Origin of the sequence: Kitasatospora sp. NPDC088134, assembly GCF_044741705.1 — a bacterium.
In the GTDB taxonomy this organism is placed as follows: Bacteria; Actinomycetota; Actinomycetes; order Streptomycetales; family Streptomycetaceae; genus Kitasatospora.
In genome coordinates this window covers 697,492-719,054 of the sequence record NZ_JBIUTD010000001.1, presented here as the reverse complement: position 1 = coordinate 719,054, position 21,563 = coordinate 697,492, and the positions used below count along the sequence as shown (strand labels likewise).

Here is a 21,563-nt window from a genome sequence, read left to right as displayed (position 1 = left end):
ACCGCCGCCCGTCCGGGCGGGCGCCCGCCCCGCCGGCCCGCCCGGTGCCCCCGCCGACCCCCGGGGGCCCGCCGGGCGGAATTCCGAATGAATTCCCGGCGCGGGCGATTTCCCTCGTGCACGGAATATGATGGGGCGGTCCCGCGGGAGGTCCGGCGGCCATTCCGGATTCGCCGACCGGATCGGGCCGGGTCGATCCGTGTGGAGCCGGACATCTGGCCTGATGAGCCGATTTGGGTGCAAGGGGCGGGTATTGACGTTGCGCCGGATCCCGGTGTGACGCATATCACTGTCGATCATTTCGGTTCGGTCGGCGCAATTCGGATGACCGGTGGCCGAATCCGGCTTGCCGAGACCGGGCGAACCCGGAACCGTGGCGTCGGCTTCCGTGCCGAGTGCGCCGGAGGCCGGAACGAACCTGGGGGAAGAACTGATGAGCAGAAGAAGACCCGGCGGCCGGTCGGTGCGGGCGCTGACCGCGGCGCTGGCGCTCGCGGTGCTCGGCACGCCGGTGCTCCCGGCGGCCGCGGCCGCCGGGGGGAGGCTCCCCACGCCGGCCGAGATCGCCGCGGCCACCGCGGAGCGGGAGCGGGAGCGCCCGCCGGGCGACGACACCGACCGCGCCCTCGCCGAGGCGAAGGCCACCGGCAAACCCGTCCCGGTCGCCTCGCTGACCACCGAGTTCAGCGAGACGGTGGCCACGCCCGAGGGCCACCTGGCCCTGACCGGCCACCCGGACCAGCAGCGGGTGAAGCGCGACGGCGCCTGGCGGGCGCTGGACGCCACCCTGACGGCCAATCAGGACGGCACCTTCTCGCCGAAGTCCGCGGCCTCCGGCCTGGTGCTGTCCAAGGGCGGCGACGGCCCGCTGGCCACCATGACCAGCTCGGACGGCAAGAAGCTGGCGCTGACCGCCCCGTTCCGGCTCACCGCCCCGGTGCTCGACGGCGACAGCGTGACCTACCCGGCGGTCGCGCCGGACACCGACCTGAAGGTCACCGCGACCGCGACCGGCGGCCTCACCACCGTCCTGGTGCTGCACACCAAGGCCGCCGCCGCCTCCCCGGCGCTGCGCAACCTGCACTTCGGCACCGTCACCGACGGCGTCACCGTGGAGGCCGACGCGGGCGGCAACCTGGCCGCCAAGGGCGCCGACGGCAAGGCCCGGTGGACCGCGCCGACCCCGCAGATGTGGGACAGCGCCGCGGCCGCACCGGCGAAGGCCCCGAAGGCCCAGGGCACGACCGCCGCCGAAGCCGCCCCGCAGACCGGCCACGAGCACAGCGACGCCGCCGGCCCCGGCCGGTCCGCGAAGGTCGCCGCGATGCCGGTCAAGGCCGGCAAGGACGGCATCGACCTGACGCCCGACCAGGACCTGATCGCCAACGGCACCGCGCCGTTCTACGTCGACCCGGCCTGGCTGCCGTGGAGCCAGGGCAACAACGCCTGGACCTGGGTCCAGTCCGCGTACCCGACCACCACGAACTGGAACCGCTCCGGCAGCGCCGACGGCGACCACCCCGGCGTCGGCGTCTGCGGCACCTACCCCAACGGCGGCTCCTGCAGCCCGGCCAGCAAGTACCGCTCGTTCTTCCAGTACGACATCAACCCGATCTACGGCGCCGTGATCCACTACGCGACGCTGAACTTCCAGGAGTACGTCTCCGCGGACTGGTCCTGCGGCACCACCTACCCGCTGGACCTGTACGTCACCGGGGCGATCGGCAGCGGCACCACCTGGAACAACCAGCCCGGCCAGGTCGGCGGCTCGCTCGGCCAGCAGACCATCGGCGGCTCCGGCCACACCGGCTGCTACAACAACGTGCCGTTCAGCTACACCATCACCGGCGCGATGCAGCAGTACGTCAACTACGGGCAGCTGACCTTCGGCCTGTACGGCAACGAGAGCAACCAGTACGCCTTCAAGCGGTTCGACTACCACCCCTCGCTGTACATCGAGTACGACCGCACGCCCAACACCCCGACCAACCCCCGGGTCTGGCCGCTGCCGCAGATCGCGAGCACCGGCACCACCACCCAGGCCTGCGGCGACGGCAACTCCACCAACTGGGGCTGGCTCGGCGCCGGCACCAACCAGAACGGCGCGACCTGGCTGAACGCCAGTGTCTCCAGCCCCACCCAGGGCCAGCTCTGGTCCTGGAACCACCTCTGGGACTACCAGCTCCCCGGCACCCCCGACGTCGCCTCCGGCTACTCCGACCTGGTCGGCAACGGCGGCACCACCAGCTTCTCCGTGCCCGGCAGCGTCATCCTCGACGGCCACTCGTACGGCTACAGCATCATGGCCAGCGACCAGCTGCCCGGCGTGCCCTGGTCCGGCGCGACCCCGACCTGCTTCTTCAAGGTCGACCTGACCCCGCCGACGGTGTCCTTCCCCAGCAGCGTCGCCGACCCGGGCAAGCAGTTCCCGCCGTCCGGCAACGGCCAGACCCCGCTGATCTACGCGGGCCAGAACGGCGCGGTGCCGATCGTCCTGACCGACCCCAACCCGTCCGGCCTGAACAGCTCCGGCCTGGCCTGCCTGCGCTGGAGCTGGGACCCGCAGTTCGCCGACGCCGCCTGGCAGTGCGGCGCCAACCGGCCGACCACCGAGATCCCGGTGAAGCCCGGCCGCTGGGGCACCAACGTCCTGTACGTGCAGGCCGAGGACAACGCCGGCAACCTCTCGCCGGCCAACTCGTACTCCTTCTACGTGCCGTGGAACCCGAACGGCCCGGCACCGGTGTTCGGCGACGTCACCGGTGACGCCAAGCCCGACATCGTGGCCGCCGACCCCAAGGGCGACCTGCGCGACTACAGCATGCCCGGCAACGGCCTGACCGCGCCGCTGGCCGCCCCCGCCGCGAAGTCCCCCGGCGGCGACTCCTGGGCGAACTACGCCCTCACCCACCGCGGCAGCCTCAGCGGCGGCAAGAACGTCGACGACCTGATCGTCCACAAGACCGGCGACGCGGCGCTCTACTACTACAAGAACCCCGGCAACACCGGCGTCTCCGGCGTCTTCGACACCAGGAGCACGCTGGCCAAGCCCGCCTGCGTCAGCACCGTCACCGACTGCACCGGCTACCGGTCCGGCGACTGGACGACGGTCCAGCAGATCGCCGCCAGCGGCGACCCCGGCACCACCAACCTCGACCCGGCCAAGAAGTTCCTCAACCGGACCGGCCTGTTCACCGTCGAGAACGAGCCCGGCGGCGACGGCGCGCTCTGGTTCTACCCGACCGTCGGCGACGCCGTGTTCGGCGCGCCGACCAAGCTCGCCGCCACCGGCTGGAAGGGCTGGGACCTGCTGTCGCCCGGCGACTGGACCGGCCAGGGCCGGCCCGGCCTGTGGGCCCGCAACCGCACCAGCGGCGACCTGCGCGGCTACACCTTCACCACCGGCAGCATCGGCGTCGACGACGGCTTCGGCGGCACCGTCCCGGTGACCACGCTCGCCGCGATCGACAAGAACACCTCGATCGGCAACGTCTCCGCCGCCCCCGCCGGCGGCTGGCCGCAGCTCGGCTCGGACGGCGACCTCACCGGCATCGGCTCGCCCACCCTGTGGGGCCTGGACGCCAACGGCATCGTGAAGATCTGGACCGGCCACTCCAGCGCCACCACCCCGTTCTACACCTGGGTGGAGGGCCCGACCGCGGTCGGCAGCACCTACGGCAAGGCCGACCAGATCAAGCTGGCGGGCACCCCGACCTCCTGCGTCGACGTCTCCGGCGCCAACCCGGCGCCCGGCACCGCCGTCCAGCTGTGGACCTGCAACACCAGTGCCGCCCAGACCTGGTCCTTCCAGGCCGATGGCTCGCTCCGCGCGCTCGGCGGCTGCCTGGACGCCGTCGGCGGTGGCACCACCAATGGCACCCTGCTGGAGATCTGGCCCTGCGCCAGCGGCGCCTACAACCAGATCTTCCTGCCGCGCGCCGACGGCAGCCTCTACAACCCCGGCTCCGGCCGCTGCGTCGACCTGCCGAACAACGCCGTCTCCGACGGCGCCCGGCTGGAGCTGTTCGACTGCAACGGCACCGCGGCCCAGAAGTGGGTGCTGCCTCCCCGCAGCAGCTGACCCGGCACCCCCTCGCACCGGAGCGCCGGTCCGCCACCCCCTCCCGGGGCGGTGGGCCGGCGCTCCGGCGTTGTCGGGCGTTGTCGGGCACTGCCGCGCGCTGCCGGTTTCGCCGGGAGCAGAGCGCCACGGCCTTCCGCCGCCGCCGGGAGTGCCTAGGCTGGGAGCATGACCTCTCCCGCGCCGGACCACGCCCGCGTCATCCCGCTGCGCCCGCCCGGCGCCCCGCACCGCGCCCCGACCGCCGTCCCGGCCGGCCCCGCCGCCCCGGCGCCGCGCGAACCGCTCTGGCGGGACTTGGTCGGCGGCGTGCTGCGGCGCGAACGCCTGGCCCAGGAACGGACCTTGAAGGACGTCGCGGAGCAGGCCCGGATCTCGGTGCCGTACCTGTCGGAGCTGGAGCGCGGCCGCAAGGAGGCCTCCTCCGAGGTGATCGCGGCCGCCGCCCGGGCCCTCGGCCTCGGCCTCGGCGACGTGCTGCGGCTGGTCCAGGACGACCTGGAGCGCCCGGTGCTGCGCGCCCGACCGCTCCGGACCACGTCCGGCGCCGCCCCGGCCGCCGCGCCGCGCACCCTCGCGCCCCGGGCCGCCGCACCGTACGACGGGCTCTGCCTGGCGGCCTGAGCCGGACCCCCGTCCCGGCCCCGGCCGCCCCGCCCGAGGAACGCTCAGGCCGCGGCCGGGACCTGACGGCGGCTCACCACGTGGTCGGCCAGGCCGTAGGCGACGGCCTCGGCCGCGTCCAGCACCTTGTCCCGGTCCAGGTCCGCGCGGAGCTTGGCCGGGTCGTGGCCGGTGTGCCGGGACAGCACCTCCTCGACCTGGCCGCGGATGCGGGCGATCTCCTTGGCGGCCAGGCTCAGGTCGGAGACCGTGCCCTGCCGCCCGCCGCTGGCGGGCTGGCCGAGCAGCACCCGGGCGTGCCGGAGCACGAACCGGCGCCCCGGGTCGCCGCCCGCCAGCAGCACCGCCGCGGTGGACGCGGCCTGGCCGACGCAGAAGGTCGAGATCGGCGACTGGACGAAGGTCATCGTGTCGTAGATGGCCATCAGCGAAGTGAAGGACCCGCCGGGCGAGTTGAGGTAGATCGAGATCTCCTCGCCCGGGTTCGCGGACTCCAGGTGCAGCAGTTGGGCGATCACCGTGTTGGCGACGCCGTCGTCGATCTCGGTGCCGAGGAAGACGATCCGCTCGTTCAGCAGCCGGCTGAACACGTCGTAGGTCCGCTCGCCGTGCGCGGTCCGCTCGATCACGTAGGGAATCGGGTAGGAGGCCATGTCACAGCCCCACGCGGGGACGCGAGGCCGCCGGGCGGATGTCGGCCAGCGACTCCACCACGTGGTCCACCATCCCGTAGTCCCGGGCCTGTTCGGCCGTGAACCAGCGGTCCCGGTCGCCGTCCCGGGCGATGGTCTCGGCGCTCTGCCCGGTGTGCTCGGCGGTGATCCGCTCGATCGCCCGCTTGGTGTACAGCAGGTTCTCCGCCTGGATCTCGATGTCCGCGGCGGAACCCCCGATGCCCGCCGACGGCTGGTGCATCATGATCCGCGCGTTCGGCAGCGCGTACCGCTTGCCCGGCGTGCCCACCGTCAGCAGGAACTGGCCCATGCTGGCCGCGAACCCCATCGCCAGCGTCGCCACGTCGTTCGGGATCAGCCGCATGGTGTCGTAGATCGCCAGCCCGGCCGTCACCGACCCGCCCGGGCTGTTGATGTACAGGCCGATGCCGGTGCGCGGGTCCTCGGCGGAGAGCAGCAGCAGCTGCGCGCACACCCGGTTCGCCGACACCTCGTCGACCTGGGTGCCCAGCAGCACGATCCGCTGCGCGAGCAGCTGCGCCGCCAGGTGGTCGTCGAACCGGCTCGGCACGGTGTCACCGTCCTCGGCGCGGGGACGGCGGGGGGCGAGTGGACTCATCGGGAACTCCCTGTCGGACGGAGGCGGTCGGCCGCCAGGGTCTGGGGCCTCCCCTCCACCCTCGGCCCCGGACGGGCCGCCGGGGAGCCCGATCTGCCCGGGGCAGATTCGCCGACGGCAGAGCGCCCGCCGGCGCACCGGCCCCGGGCGGATCCGCGGGTGGTTCGGTACCGGATGAACGCCGGACGGGGGCGCAGCCGTTCTCGTCCACAGAAACGGTGGTGATGACCGGCGGTGGTGCTGGCATCCTGGTGGGCATGACGGGGGAGCAGGAGATGCGCGCACTGATCGGGACGTGGCTGGCGGCGGAGGAGACCCCGGCGCCCGCCGGGGCCGGACCCCGCCCGGACGGGGCCGGCCCGGCCGGGGCCGGCGGCGCGCTGCCGGTGCCGCCCGCCACCGGCACCGCGGTCGCCGCGGCGGCCCGCCGGCTGGCCCTGCGCGACTCCGACGGCACGCCCGCCGCCGCGCCCCCCGCGCTGGCCGCGCTGGCCGAGGTGCTGGTGGTCGACGAGCACCCGTCCGCCGGGTACTGGACGGCCGCCGAGCGGGCCGAGGCGGTGCGCTGGGTCGCGCTGCTGGTCCACCGTTTCGGCGAGGACGGCGTCCAGGAGCTGGTGGCCGAGCTGGCGCGCTGAGGAACGTCCGGCGCGTCGGCCGGTCCGTCGGCCGGTCCGTCCGACGCGTCCGGGGGTGCCGGCCGGGCCGTGGCGCGGTGCTCGGCGGCACAGAGTCGGACCAGGTCGGACTGCCGGTAGCGGCCCGGGCTGTCCTCGACCAGCAGGTGGTGCGCCGCCAGCACGTCCAGGGCCCGGCGGGCCTCGGCGGGGGCGCAGCGCAGCAGGGCCGCGGCGTCCTCGGCGCCCGCCTCGGACACCGCCCGGGTGGCCAGCAGGCACAGCAACTCGGTGGCCCGGGCCGGGAGCCGGCGCACCGTCAGGGCGATCCGCTCGCGCACCCCGACCGCGCCCCGGGTCTCCAGGGCGCGCAGCCGGGTCCGCTCGTCGGCCAGCTCCGGGACCAGGTCGGCGATCGCCCAGCCGGGCTGCGCGGCCAGCCGGGCGGCGGCGATCCGCAGCGCCAGCGGCAGGCCCTCGCAGAGCGCGACCACCCGGGCCGCCGCCACCGGTTCGGCCCGCACCCGGGCCGGGGTCAGCAGGTGCTCCAGCAGCCCGAGCGCGTCCGGGCCCGGCAGCGGGCCGAGCCGCAGCAGGGCCGCGCCCTCGGTCACCACCAGGTCCTCCAGCGCGCCGCGCCCGGTGACCAGCGCCGCGCACCCCGGACCGGCCGGCAGCAGGTCGGCGAGGCCGTCCGCGTCCCGGGCGTCGTCCAGCACCACCAGCAGCCGGCGGTCCCGGCTGAGCGCGCGGAACAGCGCGGCCCGGGCGGACAGCCCGTCCGGCAGGTCGGCCGCCGGTACGCCCAGCGCCCCGAGGAAGCGGGCCAGCACCTCCGCCGGGGCGGTGCGCGGCCCCGGGCCGAAGCCGTTCAGGTCGGCGAACAGCCGCCCGTCCGGGAAGAGTCCGGCGGCCTCGTGCGCCCAGCGCAGCGCCGTGGCGGTCTTGCCGACGCCCGCCGGGCCGACCAGCACCGCGAGCCGTCCGCCGCCGGGCTCGGCGCAGGCCGCGTACAGCCGGCGGTGCTCCGCCGTGCGGCCGACCAACCCCTGTGAGCCGCGCGGGAGTTGATCCGGCGTCAGGTGCCGGACCGGTGGCGGTGCCGGGGCCGGGCGCGGGGGCTGCTGGGCGGGGCCCGCGGCGAGCGCGTCGTCCACGGCGGACTGCAGGGCGCGGCCGGGCGGCACGCCCAGCTCCTCGGCCAGCAGGCGGCGGGCCCGGTGGTAGGCGGCGACGGCGTCGGCGAACCGGCCGGCCTGGTGCAGGCAGCGGACCAGCAGCGCGGCCACCGGCTCGTACAGCCCGTCCGCGGCGGCGGCGTGGTCGAGTTCGGGGACGGCCTCGGCGCCCCGGCCGAGCCGGAGCAGCCGCTCGGCCCAGTCCTCCAGGGCGCGGGTGCGGTGCCGCTCCAGCCGGTCGGCGGCCAGCCGCCGCAGGTCGGTGTCGGGCAGGTTGGTGAGCGCGGCCGGGCCGTGCCACAGGTCCAGCGCGGCGCGCAGCAGCGCGGCGGCGGCCTCGTCGTTGTCCGCGGCGGCCGGTTCGGCGGCCTGTGCGGCGAGCCGGTCGAAGAGCAGCGCGTCCACCCGGTCGGCCGGGCCGTCGAGCCGGTAGCCGGGCGCCCGGGTCAGCAGGGTGAAACGCGACCCGGCGAGCTGCTTGCGCAGCGCGGCGACGTGCCCCTGCAGGGCCGCCCGGGCCTGGGCGGGCGGGGTCTCGCCCCAGAGCAGCTCGAACAGCCGGTCCACCGGGACGACCCGGCCGAGTTCGAGCGCCAGCAGGGCCAGGACGGCGCACCGCTTCGCGCCGGCCGGTGCGGTGACGGTGCCGTTCGCGGCCCGCAGCTCGACCGGGCCCAGAAGTCGAATGAACACGGATTCCCCAGGTAGAAGGGCTGTCGTCGCACGCTTTCCCGCGCTTTCCCGCACGTCCCGCGCGGCAGTCTGCCACACGAATTCGACGTGTCCGATCCGTCGCGGGAGGTCGGTGCGTCGACGAACCACCCTTGTTCTGCCGGTCGTTCGAGCGCACTCCCGGACGGTGACACCATGCGTCCAGCTGGCATTCCACCAGAATTCGCCGACGGTGCGCCAGGTGTTCGAAGGCCCGCTGCCGCGGTTCCGGGCCCCGCCCGCGCCGTCGGCGCCTGAACCCCGGGTGTCCGGCGGGCCGTCGAGCAGGGTGCGGGGCGGGCCGTCCGCCCGCGCGGACCTCGGGGAGGACACCCTTGCTGCGGATGAGCGGAGCCTGGCGGATCACGGTGGCCGGCACGGACGCCGACCACGAGCGGCGCGCGGTCGCCCGCACCCCCCACGGCACCTGGGTGCTGCCCGGCCGGACCGGCGCGGTGCTGGACGTGCCGGCCGCCGTCGAGTGGCACCTGGTGCCCGAACGCCTCGCCCCCGGCACGGGCTGGGTCCCCGCCCCCTGGCAGGACGCGGGCTCGGGCACCGTCCGCAGCGGCGGCCTGACCCTGCGCCTGCACCGCCTCGACACCCCGGCCCCGCCCGTCGCCCCGCCGCCCCCGGCCGCCGCGCCGTCGGTCCGGACCTCCTCCGCGCCGGGGGCCGGGGCCGGGGGCGCCGTCGGCCGGGACGTTGCCGCCGGGGCCGGTGGGCCGGAGTGGGGACGGGGCGCCGGAGTGCCGGAGGAGGGCCGACCGGACGCGCCGGTACCGGTCGGCGGGCAGCGGGGCGGGGCGACACCGGTCACCGGCGGGCGCCGGGAGGAGCGGTGGGAAGGACGTCGGGAGGAGTACCGGGAGGAGCGTCGGGAGGAGGAGTCCGCGGGCGCCGCGACGGCGTACCGGCGGCCGCCGATCCCTGAGGGGTGGGAGGAGGCGCCCGTCCCCGACTGGATGCTCGGCCCGGGCGAGGTCCGGGCGATCCGCCCGAAGAACCCCGGGGTGCTGCACGGGAAGCTGACCGCCCAGCGCCCCCGGGTCCGGCCCGTCCGGCCGGAGACCGCGCGGGAGGCCGTCCTCGACGCCCCGGCCGCCCAGGACGCCCCGGCGGGCGGACGGTGGGCCGCCCCGGCGTACGACCAGGACGCCGACACCGGGTCCGTTCCCGTGCCGCACGCCAGGCCCGCGCTCTGGGACGTCGAGGACGACGAGCCGGAGACCGCCGGCGGATGGCCGGGCCGGGACGTCCCCACCCTGCGCCGCACCGCCCACAGCGGGCCCGCCGAACGCGGCCTCCGCCCGGTCGCCCCGCCGGAGGCGACCAGCCCGGCCGGGGAGAGCACCGCCCCGCCGGCGCACCGCGCGGAACACGGTCGCGCACAAGGCTGAGCGCGGGGGACCGGGGCGGTTCCGGGTGCTGTCCGGGACCGCCCCGGCGGGTGGGGGCGCGGGGGTCAGGCAGGGGGCGGGGCGGGGAGGAGTTCGGCTCCCGGGGTGTGGTGGAAGCGCTCGGGCCGTTCGACCGTCCGGCGGTCGGCCGGGCCGAGCCGGTCGCGGCGGTCCAGCCAGGAGTGCAGGCGTGTCAGGGTGTTGCGGTCGCGGGCGGCCGGGTCGGCGTCCGCGGGGCCGCCGGACTCGCGCAGCAGCACCCGGGCCGGGCTGCCCGTGGCCTCGCCGGACAGCGCCCCGAGGACGGTGAACACGGTGCCCGGGGAGAAGGTGACCCGGGCCTCCTCCGGGCCGGTCGAGAACGCCGCGGTGCGCCGGCCGGTGACCGACCAGATCACGAACTCCACCAGGACGCCCGGCAGTTCGACCGAGGACGCGGTCAGGCCGGTGACCGGTCCCGGCTCGGTCAGCTGCTCGCCCACCCGGTACAGCGCCAGCAGCTCCTCCGGGTCGGCCCCGGGCGGGGCGCCCAGCAGGACCGCGCCGTGGTGGCTCGGCAGCCGGCGCAGCCCCGAGCCCAGACAGCGCAGGAACGGGGCCAGCCGGGGATCGCCGGAGCGGGCCGCCGCGACCAGCCCGTCCCGGTCGGCCGGCACGCCCGCGTCGGTGTGGTGCAGCAGGACGGCGGCCAGGTCCGGCTTGATGTCGTCCTTGGCGGTCGACCGGACGCCCGGCAACCGGGTCGAGACCTGCTCCACCCGCCCCGAGCACCGGTGGTAGTGCTCGCCGAGCAGCGCCCGGACGGCGTCCCGCTCTGCGGCCGTGCTGACGGTGGTGGCGGCGGCGGGTGGGGGAAGCTCCTCGGGCCGCAGCAGCCGCAGTCGGGCCGCGGCGGCCGGGAGAGGGGTGGTGCCCGGGCCGGGCAAGGGGTCTGACGGCCCGTCGGGCCGGCGGGAGGAGGGGGCGGGGTCGGGTTCCGGGGCGGGGTAGGGCCGGGGCGCGAGGTCCGGGTCGGTCTCGGTCTCGGGGTCGGAGAGCGGCGTCGGGTAGGGCCGGGGCGCGAGGTCCGGATCGCTGTCCGGTTCCGGGGTGGGGTAGGGCCGGGGCGCGAGGTCGGGGTCGTCGGCCCAGGAGGGCGCCTCGGGGCGGGGGCTCGACGGTTCGTCGGCCCACGGGGGAGTGGCCGGGTACGGCTCCGGAGCGGCGGCGGTGGCGTGCGCGGTGGCGGCGGTCGCGGTGGTGGCGGGCGCGTCGGCGAGGCCGGGGCCGCTGGAGGTCGCGGCCCGGGTGGGCGGGCCGATCGGGGGGACGGCGTCCGGGGCCGGCACGGCGTCGGGCAGCGGCCCCGGCCCGGTGGCCGTGGCCGCGGTTGTGGCCGCGGCCGGTCCGAGGTCCGGGTTCGGCGCCGTCCCCGGCCCGTGGCCGATCGCGGGGGCCGGGGACGGCCGGTGCTGGTGCAGGGTGGGCGGGGGCGCGGGGCGGTAGTGGTGGCGGGGCGGGGGCGGGGCGACGCTGCCGTAGGAGACGGGGGCGGGCTGCGGCGGGGCGCCGACGGGCTGTTCGGGGCCGAGCCAGTCGAGGTCGTGGGTGCGGGCGACGAACCGGGCGACGGTGGCGGCGGCGGGGTCGAGCAGGCCGTGCACGAGCAGGCCGAAGCCGTGCACGCCGACGGCGGGGAGGCGGTCGAGGAGGCAGCCGAGCTCCTCGAACACGTCGGGGGCGACCGGGCGGTCGCGCTCGCCGACGATCAGCAGCGGGCGGGTGGTCTCGGGGCGGCGGAACCGGGGGGTGACCACGTGCGCCGGTTCGGGGCGCAGCCACAGGCCGGCGGGGACGGCCTCCAGGGCCCAGTAGGGGAAGGCGGCGAAGACGGCGGGCCGGTCGGTGCGCCAGTCGGCGCCGCCGTTGTGCCAGGCGGTGGGGGAGACGGCGTCGCCGGGAACGGCGGCGAGGCGGAGCAGGAACGGCTCCCACTGCGGGTGGCCGTGGGCGTCCAGGATGCGGGAGGTGGGGCCGGTGGCGCCGAGCACGGGGACGCCGATCGCGGCGTGCACGGGCCGGTCGAGCCGGGTGGTGAGGGCGGCGGTGAGGGCGGCGAGTTCGTCGGGGGCGGCCCAGGGGGCGCTGACCAGGACCCGGTCGGGGTCGACGGGCAGGGCGGTGGCGGCGGCGACGAAGTCCTCGGGGAGCAGCACGGGCGCGCCGGGGGTGCCGACCACCAGGACGGTGCTGCCGGGCGGCCCGGCGGCCAGGGCGAGGCCGGGGAGCGGGCCGGGCGGCGGGGCGGCGGCGTGGGTGAGCCAGTAGCCGGCGGGCAGCCGGCGGACCCGGACGGTGGGCGGGACGGCGGGGGCCGGTGCGGGCGCGGGGGCGGCCGAGGGGGTGCGGGCGGCCCGGCGGGCCCGGCGGGGTTCGGCGCCGGGGGCGCAGTACCACCAGGAGGCGGCCCCGGCGGCGCCGTCGGGGGAGAGGACGTCGAGGTCGCCGTCGGCGGTGATCTCGACCAGGCCGTCGGGGGCGATGACGGGCAGTCCGGCCCGGGCGGCGACCACCTCGGCGGGGCGGCGGCCGTTGGGGGCGAGCGCGGCCAGGCCGGAGGCGGCGAGCACCAGGACGCCGGCGCCGCGGGCCCGGGCCAGGTCGCCGAGCTCGCCCATCCGGTCGCGCAGCACGGGCGCGGCGTCGTCGGCGGCGGCCACCACGACCAGGCTGTCGGGGACGGGCCGGAGCGCGCCGAGAGCGGCCCAGAGCTCGTCGTACCCGGCGGAGGCCGGGGCGATCACGATGTGCGGGCCCAGTTCGCGCAGTTCGGAGCGGCGGGCCACGGGGGCGGGCCGGGGCGCGGCGGGGGCCGGGGCGCCTCCGGCGGGCGGCGCGGCCGCCGCGCCGCCCCGCCGGCGGCCGAACCGTCGGTGGGGCGGGGCGGGCTGCGGGGCGTCGGCGGCGGAACGGGAGAGGCTCATCGCCGGGTTCCACGGCCGCCGCCCGCCCGGGGGTTCACCGGCGGGCCGCCGCCCGGGCCGGGAGCGGCGGAGGAAGCGGCGGGGGGACGGGCGGAAGGGCCGGCCGAAGGAGCGGCGGCGGGAACGGCCCCGGGGCGGTCCTGACGGGGCGTCACCGGGTGCCAGCCCGGGCGGTGGCGGGGTGGTCCGGGTCGTCCTCGGGCTCCGGGGGCGGCAGCAGGGCGGTCTGGAGCTGCACGGTGCGGCGCCGGGTGATGTGCAGGGCGCGGCCGGGCGGGAGCTGGCGGGGCTTGACGCTGCCGAACAGGGTGCCCTCGCTGGGCGGGCAGGACAGCAGCGCGACGGGTGTGTTGACCTCCTGGAGGCGGCGCAGCAGCGGGTCGTTGTAGGCGCGGCCGACGCCGTTGGCGGAGCGGGCGACGATCAGGTGCAGGCCGAGTTCGGTGCCCTGGGCGAGGAAGTCCAGGACGGGGGCGAACGGGTGGGCGCCGCCGGGCTGGGCGGGCACCAGGTCGTAGTCGTCGACCAGGACGAACAGCTCGGGGCCGGTCCACCAGTCGCGCAGCCGCAGCCGGGCGGGGCTGATCTCCTCGCCGGGCAGCCGGGCGGTCATGGCGCGGGCGGCCCCGGTGACCACCTGCTTGAGGACGTCCACGGCGACGGCGTAGCCGAGGCGGTACTCCTCGGGGACGCTCTCGTAGAGGCCGCGCCGGAAGTCGACCAGCATGATCCGGGCCTCGGCGGGGGTGTACGCGGTGGTGACGGCGTCGACCACCAGGCGCAGCAGGTTGGTCTTGCCGCTCTCGCTGTCGCCGACCACCAGCAGGTGCGGGGACTCCTCGAAGTCGTGCCAGAGCGGCGCGATCGCGGTGTCCTCCAGGCCGAGGGCGATCCGCAGCCGGCCCTCGGGGGCGGGCAGTTCGGCGGCGTCGAGCAGCACCGGCAGCATCCGGACCTGCGGGGCGCGCGGGCCGTCCCAGTGGTCGTCGACGGCGTCGACCAGGTCGGCGACGCCGTCGCTGAGGCTCTCGCTGTCGCCGAGGCCGTCGATCCGGGGCAGTGCGCCGAGGAAGTGCATCCGGTCGGCGGTCAGGCCGCGGCCGGGGACGCGCGGGACGCCCTGGGCGGCCCGCATGTTGATGGCGGAGTCGGTGGGGTCGCCGAGCCGGAGCTCGAAGCGGGTGCCGAGCTGGTCGCGCAGGCCGCTGGCGAAGTCGGTCCAGCGGGCGGCCGAACCGATCAGGTGGACGCCGTAGTTGAGGCCGCGCCCGGCGATCACGGCGAGCGCGGGCACGCAGTCGGAGAACTCCTCGCGGACGGTGTTCCAGCCGTCCACGACCAGGAAGACGTCGCCGTGCCGCTCCTCGGCGAGGGCCGGGTCGCCGGCCGCGCGGCGCCGCCGGTAGGTGGTCGCGGAGTCGATGTTCAGCCGGGCGAACAGCAGTTCGCGGTGCGCGATGACGGCGGCGACCTCGGCGATGGTGCGCCGGACCCGCTCGGGCTCGTGCCGGCCGGCGATGCCGCCGACGTGCGGGAGGCCGCGCAGGCCGGAGAGCGTGCCGCCGCCGAAGTCGAGGCCGTAGAACTGCACCTCGCGCGGCGAGTTGGTGAGGGCCAGGCCCGCGACCAGGGTGCGCACCAGGGTGCTCTTGCCGCTCTGCGGGCCGCCGGCGATGCCGACGTGGCCACCGGCCCCGGACAGGTCGGCGGTGAGCAGGTCGCGCTGCTGCTGGAAGGGCTTGTCGACGACGCCGACGGGCACCGTGAGGTCGCCGACCGGGGGGCGGCCGTCGGGGGCCAGGCCGTGTGCGGCCGTCGGGGTGAGCGGCGGCAGCAGCTCGTCCAGGGTCGGCGGGGTCTCCAGCGGCGGCAGCCAGACCCGGTGCGCGGGCGGGCCGGCGTCGCGCATCCGGTCGGCGGCCAGCTCCAGCAGGGTCTCGGTCGGCTCCTCCTCGACCGCGGCGGCCTGGGCCGGGAGCTCGGTCTCGACCGGGCGCGGCACCACGTACTCGGTGCCGTAGGCGACGACCTGGCCGGCCGCGACGGCCTGCCGGGTGGCGCCGCGTCGGCGGCGGTAGGGGCCGGAGACGTACGCCGCCTTGAACCGGGTCAGGGTGGCGGTGTCGCTGCGCAGGATGCCGTTGCCGGGCTGCGAGGGCAGCTGGTAGGCGTCGGGGACGCCGAGCACGCCGCGGCTCTCCATCGCGGAGAAGGTGCGCAGGCCGATCCGGTACGACAGGTGCGACTCCAGGGCGTGCATCCGGCCCTCGTCCAGGCGCTGCGAGGCCAGCAGCAGGTGCACGCCGAGCGAGCGGCCGAGCCGGCCGATCATGATGAACAGGTCCATGAAGTCGCGGTGCGCGGACAGCAGTTCGCTGAACTCGTCGACCACCACGAACAGCGTCGGCAGCGGGTCCAGCGGGGTGCCGGCGGCCCGGGCGGTCTCGTAGTCCAGCAGCGAGCTGTAGTTGCCGGCCGCCCGCAGCAGCTCCTGACGGCGGTTCAGCTCGCCGTGCAGGGCGTCGCGCATCCGGTCGACCAGCGCGGCCTCGTCGGCCAGGTTGGTGATCACCGCGGAGGTGTGCGGCAGGTCGTCCAGGCCGAGGAAGGTCGCGCCGCCCTTGAAGTCGACCAGGACGAAGTTCAGCGTCTCCGAGGAGTGGGTCAGCGCCAGCGCCAGCACCAGGGTGCGCAGCAGCTCGGACTTGCCGGAGCCGGTCGCGCCGATCAGCATGCCGTGCGGGCCCATGCCGCCCTGCGCGGACTCCTTCAGGTCCAGCTCGACCGGGCTGCCGTCGGAGCCCAGGCCGATCGGCACCCGCAGTCGGCGCCCGCCCGTCCCGGCCGCCCAGCGCCCCGCGACGTCGTGCCGGTACAGGTCGTTGATGTCCAGCAGCGCCGTCAGGTCGAAGTCGGTGGCGAGCGGTTCGGCGGTGTCCCGGGCGTCGCCCAGCCGGTACGGGGCGAGCACGGTGGCGAAGCGCCGGGCGGCGGCCGCGGAGAGCGCGTCGGGGCGGCCGAGCGCGGTCGCCTCGTCCTGCCGGTTGCGGTCCGCGGCGACCAGCTCCAGCAGCGGCGCCGCCGTCCCGTCGCCCTCGGTCAGCCGCAGCCGCAGCCGGTGCGGGGCGTGCTTCCACTCCAGCGCCCCCGCCAGGTCCAGCAGCACCGCGTTGCGGTACCCGGCGAGCGCGGCCCGGCTGCCCGCGGGCAGCCGGACGCCGTCCAGCACGATCACGGTGAACGGCTCGTCGCGGCCCGGCTGGGTGTCCGGCTCGTACGGCGGCCGGTCGGTGAACTCGGGGCCGAGCAGCTGCTCCAGCTCCAGCAGCGAGTCCGCGACCAGCCGGACCGGGCCCGCCCCGTCGCTCTCGGTCGGGTGCAGGGCGTGCGGCAGCCACTTCAGCCAGGACCAGTCCGCGCGCAGGCCGGGGGCGACCACGGCGGCGATCCGCAGCTCGTCCGGGGCGTGGAAGAACGCCAGCTGGGCCAGCATCGCGCGGACCAGCGCCCGGGCCGGACCCGGGTCGGCGGGCTCCGCCTCCGGCACCGCCGCGCCCTCGGCCGACGGCTCCGCGGCGGGCCGCTCGCAGCGCAGCAGCACGTGCGCGTAGCCGCGCACGTGCACCGCGATCGGCTGCGCGTCGATGGTGCCGTAGGCGTGGATGAAGCGCCGCAGCGCGTGCGCGCACAGCGGTTCCAGGTCCTCCACCGGCTGGGTGGACAGCGGGGCCAGCCGCACCGCCAGGCGCTGCGGCCCGGCCCCGATCCGGACGTCGCCGAAGTCGGGGTGCGCGGAGCGGCGCTCCCACAGCCGGGAGGAGCGCACCATGGTGGCCAGCGCCCCCGGCGCGGGGTGCCGCCAGGCCAGCGCCCGGCGCTGGCCGCCGATGTGGCGGCGGACCTGACGGCGCATCTGGGCCAGGTAGCGCAGGTAGTCGCGGCGCTCGGCGCGCAGCTGGCGCTTGCGGTCACCCGCGCCCCGGATCAGCTGGGTGACCAGCATGCCGACCGCCGACAGGCCCATCATGCCCATCGCCACGTAGGTGAGCGGCCCGCCCCCGGACTGCGGGTTCAGGAAGATCATCACCATCGACAGCGAGCTGAGCGCCATCGGCGCCATCGCGATCATGTTGGACATGCCGCTCTGCTGCTCCGGCAGCACCGGCGGCTCCTGCAACTGGAGCTCCCCGTCCGGCATCGCCGGTCCGGGACGCCGGGGCGGACGGTCGACCAGGACCACGCTCAACGGGGGCTCTCCTCTCACCGGGCCCGCCCACCGGCCGGGCCCACCCAGGCGTACGGTCCGCGGGCCCCGGACGGTTCAGCGGCCCCGACGGCTCGGCGGCTCCCCAGCGGTTCGGCGGACGCGGGTGAACCGCCCGGGGCCCGCCGTCCGTACTGGTCCCACGGGAGGCCGGGCGGTCCGGGCTCCGCGGGAGGACACGATCAGGTGAGCGGTGGCACGGCGGCCCAAGGACTCGTCCGACTGAGGTTCCGGGCGCCCGACGCGGCGTTCGAGCTCGCGGTGCCCGGCGACGTGGTCCTCGCCGACCTGCTCCCGGCGGTGCTCGGCCACGCCGGGCCCGGCGCCGAGGAGAGCGGCGGCGACCACGGCGGCTGGGTGCTCCAGCGGGCCGGCGGCCGGCCGCTCGACGAGGAGCGCACCCTGGAGGCGCTGGGCCTGCACGACGGCGAGGAGCTGTTCCTCCGCCCCGGCCTCGGCGAACTCCCCGAGGTGCACTTCGACGACCTGGTCGACGGCGTCCGCACCGGCACCACCGCCCGCGGCGACTCCTGGCGCCCCGCCACCACCCACCGCTTCGCGCTCGCCCTGACCCTGGCCGCGCTCGCCTGCGGCCTGCTGCTGCTCGCCCAGCCCGGCCCCGCCGCCCCGCGCTGCGCCGCCGCCGGCGCCGCCGCCGTGCTGCTGCTGGCCGGGGCCGCCGCCGTGGCCCGGCTGGTCGGCGACCGCACCGCCGGCCTGGCCCTGGCGGTGGCCGGGATCGCGCACGCCGCCGCCGCGGCCGCCCTGGTCCCCGGCGTCACCGGCACCGCCCGGCTGCTGGCCGGCGGCTCCGCGGCGGCCGGCTCGACCGTGCTCGCGGTCGCCCTGGTCGGCGCCGGACCGGTGTTCGCCGGGCTGCTGGTGGCCGCCGTCGCCGCCGGCGTCGCGGGCGCCGTCGCCGCCTCCGGCGCCCCCGTCACGCACGCCGCCGCCGTCACCGCCGCCTTCGCCGTGCTGTTCGGCGCGTTCGTGCCCGGCCTGTCCTTCAAGCTCGCCGGGCTGCGGCTGCCCGCGCTGCCCCGCAACGCCGACGAGCTCCAGGAGGAGATCGAGCCGTTCCCGGCCGAGCAGGTGCTCTCCCGCAGCCTGGTCGCCGACGGCTACCTGGCCGGGTTCCTGCTCGCCGTCGGCACCGTCTGCGCCGTCGCCCTGGCCCTGCTCGCCACCTCCGGCGAGGGCGGCTGGGGCGTGCCCGCGACCGCCGCCGACCTGTCGGTGCTGCTGCTCCTGCACGCCCGCGACATCGGCGGCGTCCGGCACCGCCTGGCCCTGCTGCTGCCCGGCGCGCTCGGCCTGGCCCTGCTCGCCCTGCACGTCGGCCGGGACACCGACCCGGCCGGGCGGCTGGTGCTGTTCGCGGCCCTGCTGGCCGCCGCCACCGTCCTCGCCGTGGTCGCCCGCACCGTCCCCGGCCGCCGGCTGCTCCCGTACTGGGGCCGGGCCGGCGACCTGCTGCACTCGCTGGCCGCGCTCGCCCTGCTGCCGCTGGCGCTCCAGGTGCTCGGCTTCTACGCGCGGATGCGCGGCCTGGCGGGCTGACGCCCCGTCAGCACCCCACCCCACCCCAGGACCCGAGGAGGAGCAGCGCATGCAGTCCCGACGCGACCAGGTGCAGGCCCACCTGTTCGTGATGGGTCGGGTCGCCGCGGGCGTGCTCCGCGCCGAGCCCGACGCCCCCGACACGCCCGTCGGCCGCACCAACCGCGGCGCCGTCACCGGCCTGGTGCTGGCCCTGCTGATCGGCGCCGGCGCCGGGGTGTACGGCCTGGTCGTGCCCGGCGGCGCGACCGGCTGGAAGCAGCCCGGCACCCTGGTGGTGGCGAAGGAGAGCGGCGCCCGCTACCTGTACGCCGACGGCCTGCTGCACCCCGTGCTGAACGAGGCCAGCGCCCGGCTGCTGGCCGGTGACCGGCTCCGGGTCGAGCAGGTCTCCGAGCGCTCGCTGGCCGGGGCCGGCCGCGGCGTCCCGGTCGGCATCGTCGGCGCCCCCGACGGCCTGCCCGCCGCCGACGCGGTCGGCGGCACCGACTGGCAGGTGTGCAGCGTCCGCGCGTCCGGCACCGCCACCGCCGCCCCGCTGCTGTCCGTCGGCGTCGGCCTGCGGCAGCCCGGCCGGGACGCCGGCGAGCGCGGCGTCCTCGCCACCACCCCCGACGGCGGCCTGCACCTGCTCTGGCACGGCCGCCGCTCCGCCGTCGACCCCGCCGCCGTGCACGCCCTCGGCTGGGCCGCCGCCACGCCGGTGCCGGTCACCGCCGCCTTCCTCGGCGCCTTCCCCGCCGGGCCCGACCTGCGAGCCCCCGAGGTGCCCGGCCGGGGCGGCGCCGGACCGGTGCTGTCCGGGCAGCCCACCCGGGTCGGCCAGCTCTTCGCCGGCCTCGGCGAGGAGCGCTGGCTGCTCACCGAGCAGGGCCTCGCCCCGCTGACGGCCACCCAGCTCGCCCTGTTGCTCGGCGACCCGCGCACCCAGCGCGACGCCTACGGCGGCGGCCGGGTCGCCGCCGCCCCCGTCGGCGCCGCCGACCTGGCCGCGCACACCGCGCCCGCCGCGAAGGCCGCCGACCCGGCCGGGCTGCCCGCCCGCCCCCCGGAGCTGCTGCCGACCACCGCCGACCGGGCGCTGTGCGCGGCGCTGCGCCCCGGCGAGGACGGCGAACTCGCGCTCACCGTCCCGGACTCCGCGACCGTCCTCGGCCTGCCCCCGGCGCTCCAGCCCGGCGTGCTGCCGTCCTGCGCGCCCGCCGACCGGATCGCGGTCCGGCCCGGCGGCGGCGCCCTGGTGCGGGCGCTGGCCGGCGGCGGCTACGGCAGCACGCTGTACCTGGTCACCGACACCGGCGTGAAGTACCCGCTGGCCTCGCCGGCGGTCGCCGAGCAGCTCGGCTACGGCAAGGCCGCCCCGTCCGGGGTGCCGTCCCGGCTGCTGTCGCTGCTGCCGACCGGACCCAGCCTGGACCCGGGCCCGCTGGCGGGCGGCGTGGTCCAGCCGCCGGCGGCGGCGGAGGGGCGCTGCGCGAAGTGACCGGAGGGGGCTCCGGACGGTGAACCACCGGGCGGCGGCGGGCCGTTCACCCTGGCGGGCCGGGTTCCGGCGCGGCCCCGCGACACGTCCAGCCGCCCGCCCGGGCCGGCGCCACGCGAGGAGGGACAGCGTTGAGCACGCCGACGTTCAAGAACACCGATGCCGCCATCGACAAGGTGGTGGCCTGGGTCGAGGGCCAGTACACCGCGATGGAGCAGACCCGCATGCACATCGACGGCATCACCGACGCCGTCCGGGACAGCTTCCAGGGCGCGGCCAGCACCGTCTTCCAGGACAAGATGCGCGAGTGGGGCGAGGAGTACGCCAAGGTCACTGCGGCGTACCGGGAGTTCGAGGCCAGCCTGAACGCCGGCAAGGGCCAGCTCGCCAACGCGGGCGACCACACCGTGAAGCTCGCCATGGGCATCGGCGGCGGTGGCGGCAGCACCCTGCCCGGCTACATCGAGGGCGTGCTGAACCCGTAGCAGTCCCGGCCCGGCGACGGGCCGCTGATCCACTGTCGGACCGGCCGCCGCGACGGGCGGCGGCCGAGCACCTCGAACGAAAGGGCCGGACCATGAGCGGCGACATGGAACTCCACTACGCCAACCTCGACAAGGCGATCGAAGACCTGGGCACCAGCTTCCGGCACATGGTCGAGCAGAACGAGCAGACCATGCAGCAGCTGAAGCAGCACCTGGGCGTCGAACTGATCGGCCAGTTCTCCGGCGCGGCCGACGAATTCTCCCGCAAGCTCAGCGACGCGGACACCAGCATGGGCGTCAAGATCGGCGAGGCCCAGGGCAAGCTCGGCGAGATGCGCGACACCATCCGCGACGCCGACATGCTCGCCAGCACCCACTTCGACCACGCCAGGGGCTGAGCCCGGTGGCGAAGAAGGACGAAGAGGACCACCACGGCGGCAAGGTCAAGGTCACCGAGAGCTACCTGAAGAACTTCGCCGACACCAAGCTCCCGGAGCTGATCGCCGCGCTGGACAAGTCGCCCGAGCGGGCGAAGGTCAAGCTGTTCGTCGGCGACAAGACGACCGTCTCGCACCTGCTGGCCGGGACCTCGGTCGACGGCAACACCGCGCCGGGCGAGCTGGTCACCGCGCTGTCCACGTACGCGGGGCAGATCGACGCGTACATCGGCGAGCTGGCGAAGCAGGTCATCAAGCTCCAGGGCGACCTGCGGCACGCCGACTGGGCGCTCAGCGACGGCCACGACGAGGCGCTCAGCGCCGCCCAGTTCATGTGGCTGATCGACGACGTCCTCAGGGGCGGAGGGACCGGCGGGGGCGCCGGCCACCCCTGATCCACCGTCAGTACGGGGACCGGCTCCGGCGCGGGGCCGGTCCGCCCGTCCGTCCGCCGCGCCGTCACAGCA

13 protein-coding genes are annotated in these 21,563 nt (G+C 76.9%); 8 read left to right on the top strand and 5 right to left on the bottom strand.

The window, feature by feature from the left end:
• Window positions 1-433 precede the first annotated feature (433 nt).
• Both ACIOHG_RS02880 and ACIOHG_RS02875 read left to right on the top strand, forming a co-directional pair.
• Complete coding sequence (locus tag ACIOHG_RS02880; RefSeq protein ID WP_400944570.1) at window positions 434-4,081, top strand: ricin-type beta-trefoil lectin domain protein; 3,648 nt, start codon at window positions 434-436, stop codon at window positions 4,079-4,081.
• Window positions 4,082-4,249: 168 nt separating this feature from the next.
• Window positions 4,250-4,705 (top strand): helix-turn-helix domain-containing protein, encoded by a 456-nt coding sequence (locus ACIOHG_RS02875; protein ID WP_400944568.1) that lies wholly within the window; start codon window positions 4,250-4,252, stop codon window positions 4,703-4,705.
• Between the two features lie 44 nt (window positions 4,706-4,749).
• On the opposite strand, the gene ACIOHG_RS02870 is transcribed toward ACIOHG_RS02875, so the two are convergent.
• Genes ACIOHG_RS02870 through ACIOHG_RS02860 form a run of 3 tightly spaced genes read right to left on the bottom strand, consistent with a single transcriptional unit; the run spans window position 4,750 to window position 8,486 of the window.
• Window positions 4,750-5,358, bottom strand: coding sequence for a ClpP family protease (locus ACIOHG_RS02870; RefSeq protein ID WP_400944566.1), 609 nt, complete (start codon window positions 5,356-5,358; stop codon window positions 4,750-4,752).
• A gap of 1 nt (window position 5,359) precedes the next feature.
• Entirely contained in the window at window positions 5,360-5,998 is a 639-nt protein-coding gene (locus ACIOHG_RS02865; RefSeq protein ID WP_400944564.1) for a ClpP family protease, read from the bottom strand.
• The gene (locus ACIOHG_RS02860) at window positions 5,955-8,486 is read right to left on the bottom strand and encodes a BTAD domain-containing putative transcriptional regulator (protein WP_400944562.1); all 2,532 of its coding nucleotides are present in this window, start codon (window positions 8,484-8,486) and stop codon (window positions 5,955-5,957) included. The genes ACIOHG_RS02865 and ACIOHG_RS02860 overlap by 44 nt, the downstream gene beginning before the upstream one ends.
• Before the next feature lie 362 nt (window positions 8,487-8,848).
• Here ACIOHG_RS02860 and ACIOHG_RS02855 point away from each other — a divergent pair, with 362 nt between their 5' ends.
• Window positions 8,849-9,904: a hypothetical protein gene (locus ACIOHG_RS02855; protein WP_400944560.1), complete on the top strand. Its 1,056-nt coding sequence runs from the start codon at window positions 8,849-8,851 to the stop codon at window positions 9,902-9,904.
• A gap of 65 nt (window positions 9,905-9,969) precedes the next feature.
• On the opposite strand, the gene ACIOHG_RS02850 is transcribed toward ACIOHG_RS02855, so the two are convergent.
• Together ACIOHG_RS02850 and eccCa are read right to left on the bottom strand one after the other, a co-directional pair.
• Complete coding sequence (locus ACIOHG_RS02850) at window positions 9,970-12,867, bottom strand: hypothetical protein (protein WP_400944558.1); 2,898 nt, start codon at window positions 12,865-12,867, stop codon at window positions 9,970-9,972.
• Between the two features lie 151 nt (window positions 12,868-13,018).
• Window positions 13,019-17,113, bottom strand: a complete 4,095-nt coding sequence (eccCa, locus tag ACIOHG_RS02845) for a type VII secretion protein EccCa (protein ID WP_400944556.1) — start codon at window positions 17,111-17,113, stop codon at window positions 13,019-13,021.
• A gap of 204 nt (window positions 17,114-17,317) precedes the next feature.
• On the opposite strand from eccCa, the gene eccD reads away from it, so the two are divergent.
• The 5 genes from eccD (at window position 17,318) to ACIOHG_RS02820 (ending at window position 21,491) form a co-directional block, all read left to right on the top strand.
• On the top strand, window positions 17,318-18,691 hold the full coding sequence (eccD, locus tag ACIOHG_RS02840; RefSeq protein ID WP_400944554.1) for a type VII secretion integral membrane protein EccD: 1,374 nt from the start codon (window positions 17,318-17,320) through the stop codon (window positions 18,689-18,691).
• Window positions 18,692-18,740: 49 nt separating this feature from the next.
• The gene (gene eccB / locus ACIOHG_RS02835) at window positions 18,741-20,174 is read left to right on the top strand and encodes a type VII secretion protein EccB (protein WP_400944552.1); all 1,434 of its coding nucleotides are present in this window, start codon (window positions 18,741-18,743) and stop codon (window positions 20,172-20,174) included.
• 131 nt (window positions 20,175-20,305) lie between these two features.
• Window positions 20,306-20,659 carry a WXG100 family type VII secretion target gene (locus tag ACIOHG_RS02830; protein WP_400944550.1) on the top strand — a complete coding sequence of 118 codons (354 nt, stop codon included), beginning with the start codon at window positions 20,306-20,308 and terminating at the stop codon, window positions 20,657-20,659.
• A 92-nt stretch (window positions 20,660-20,751) separates the two neighbouring features.
• Complete coding sequence (locus tag ACIOHG_RS02825; RefSeq protein WP_400944548.1) at window positions 20,752-21,057, top strand: hypothetical protein; 306 nt, start codon at window positions 20,752-20,754, stop codon at window positions 21,055-21,057.
• 5 nt (window positions 21,058-21,062) lie between these two features.
• Entirely contained in the window at window positions 21,063-21,491 is a 429-nt protein-coding gene (locus ACIOHG_RS02820; protein ID WP_400944546.1) for a hypothetical protein, read from the top strand.
• The last annotated feature ends 72 nt before the right edge of the window (window positions 21,492-21,563 follow it).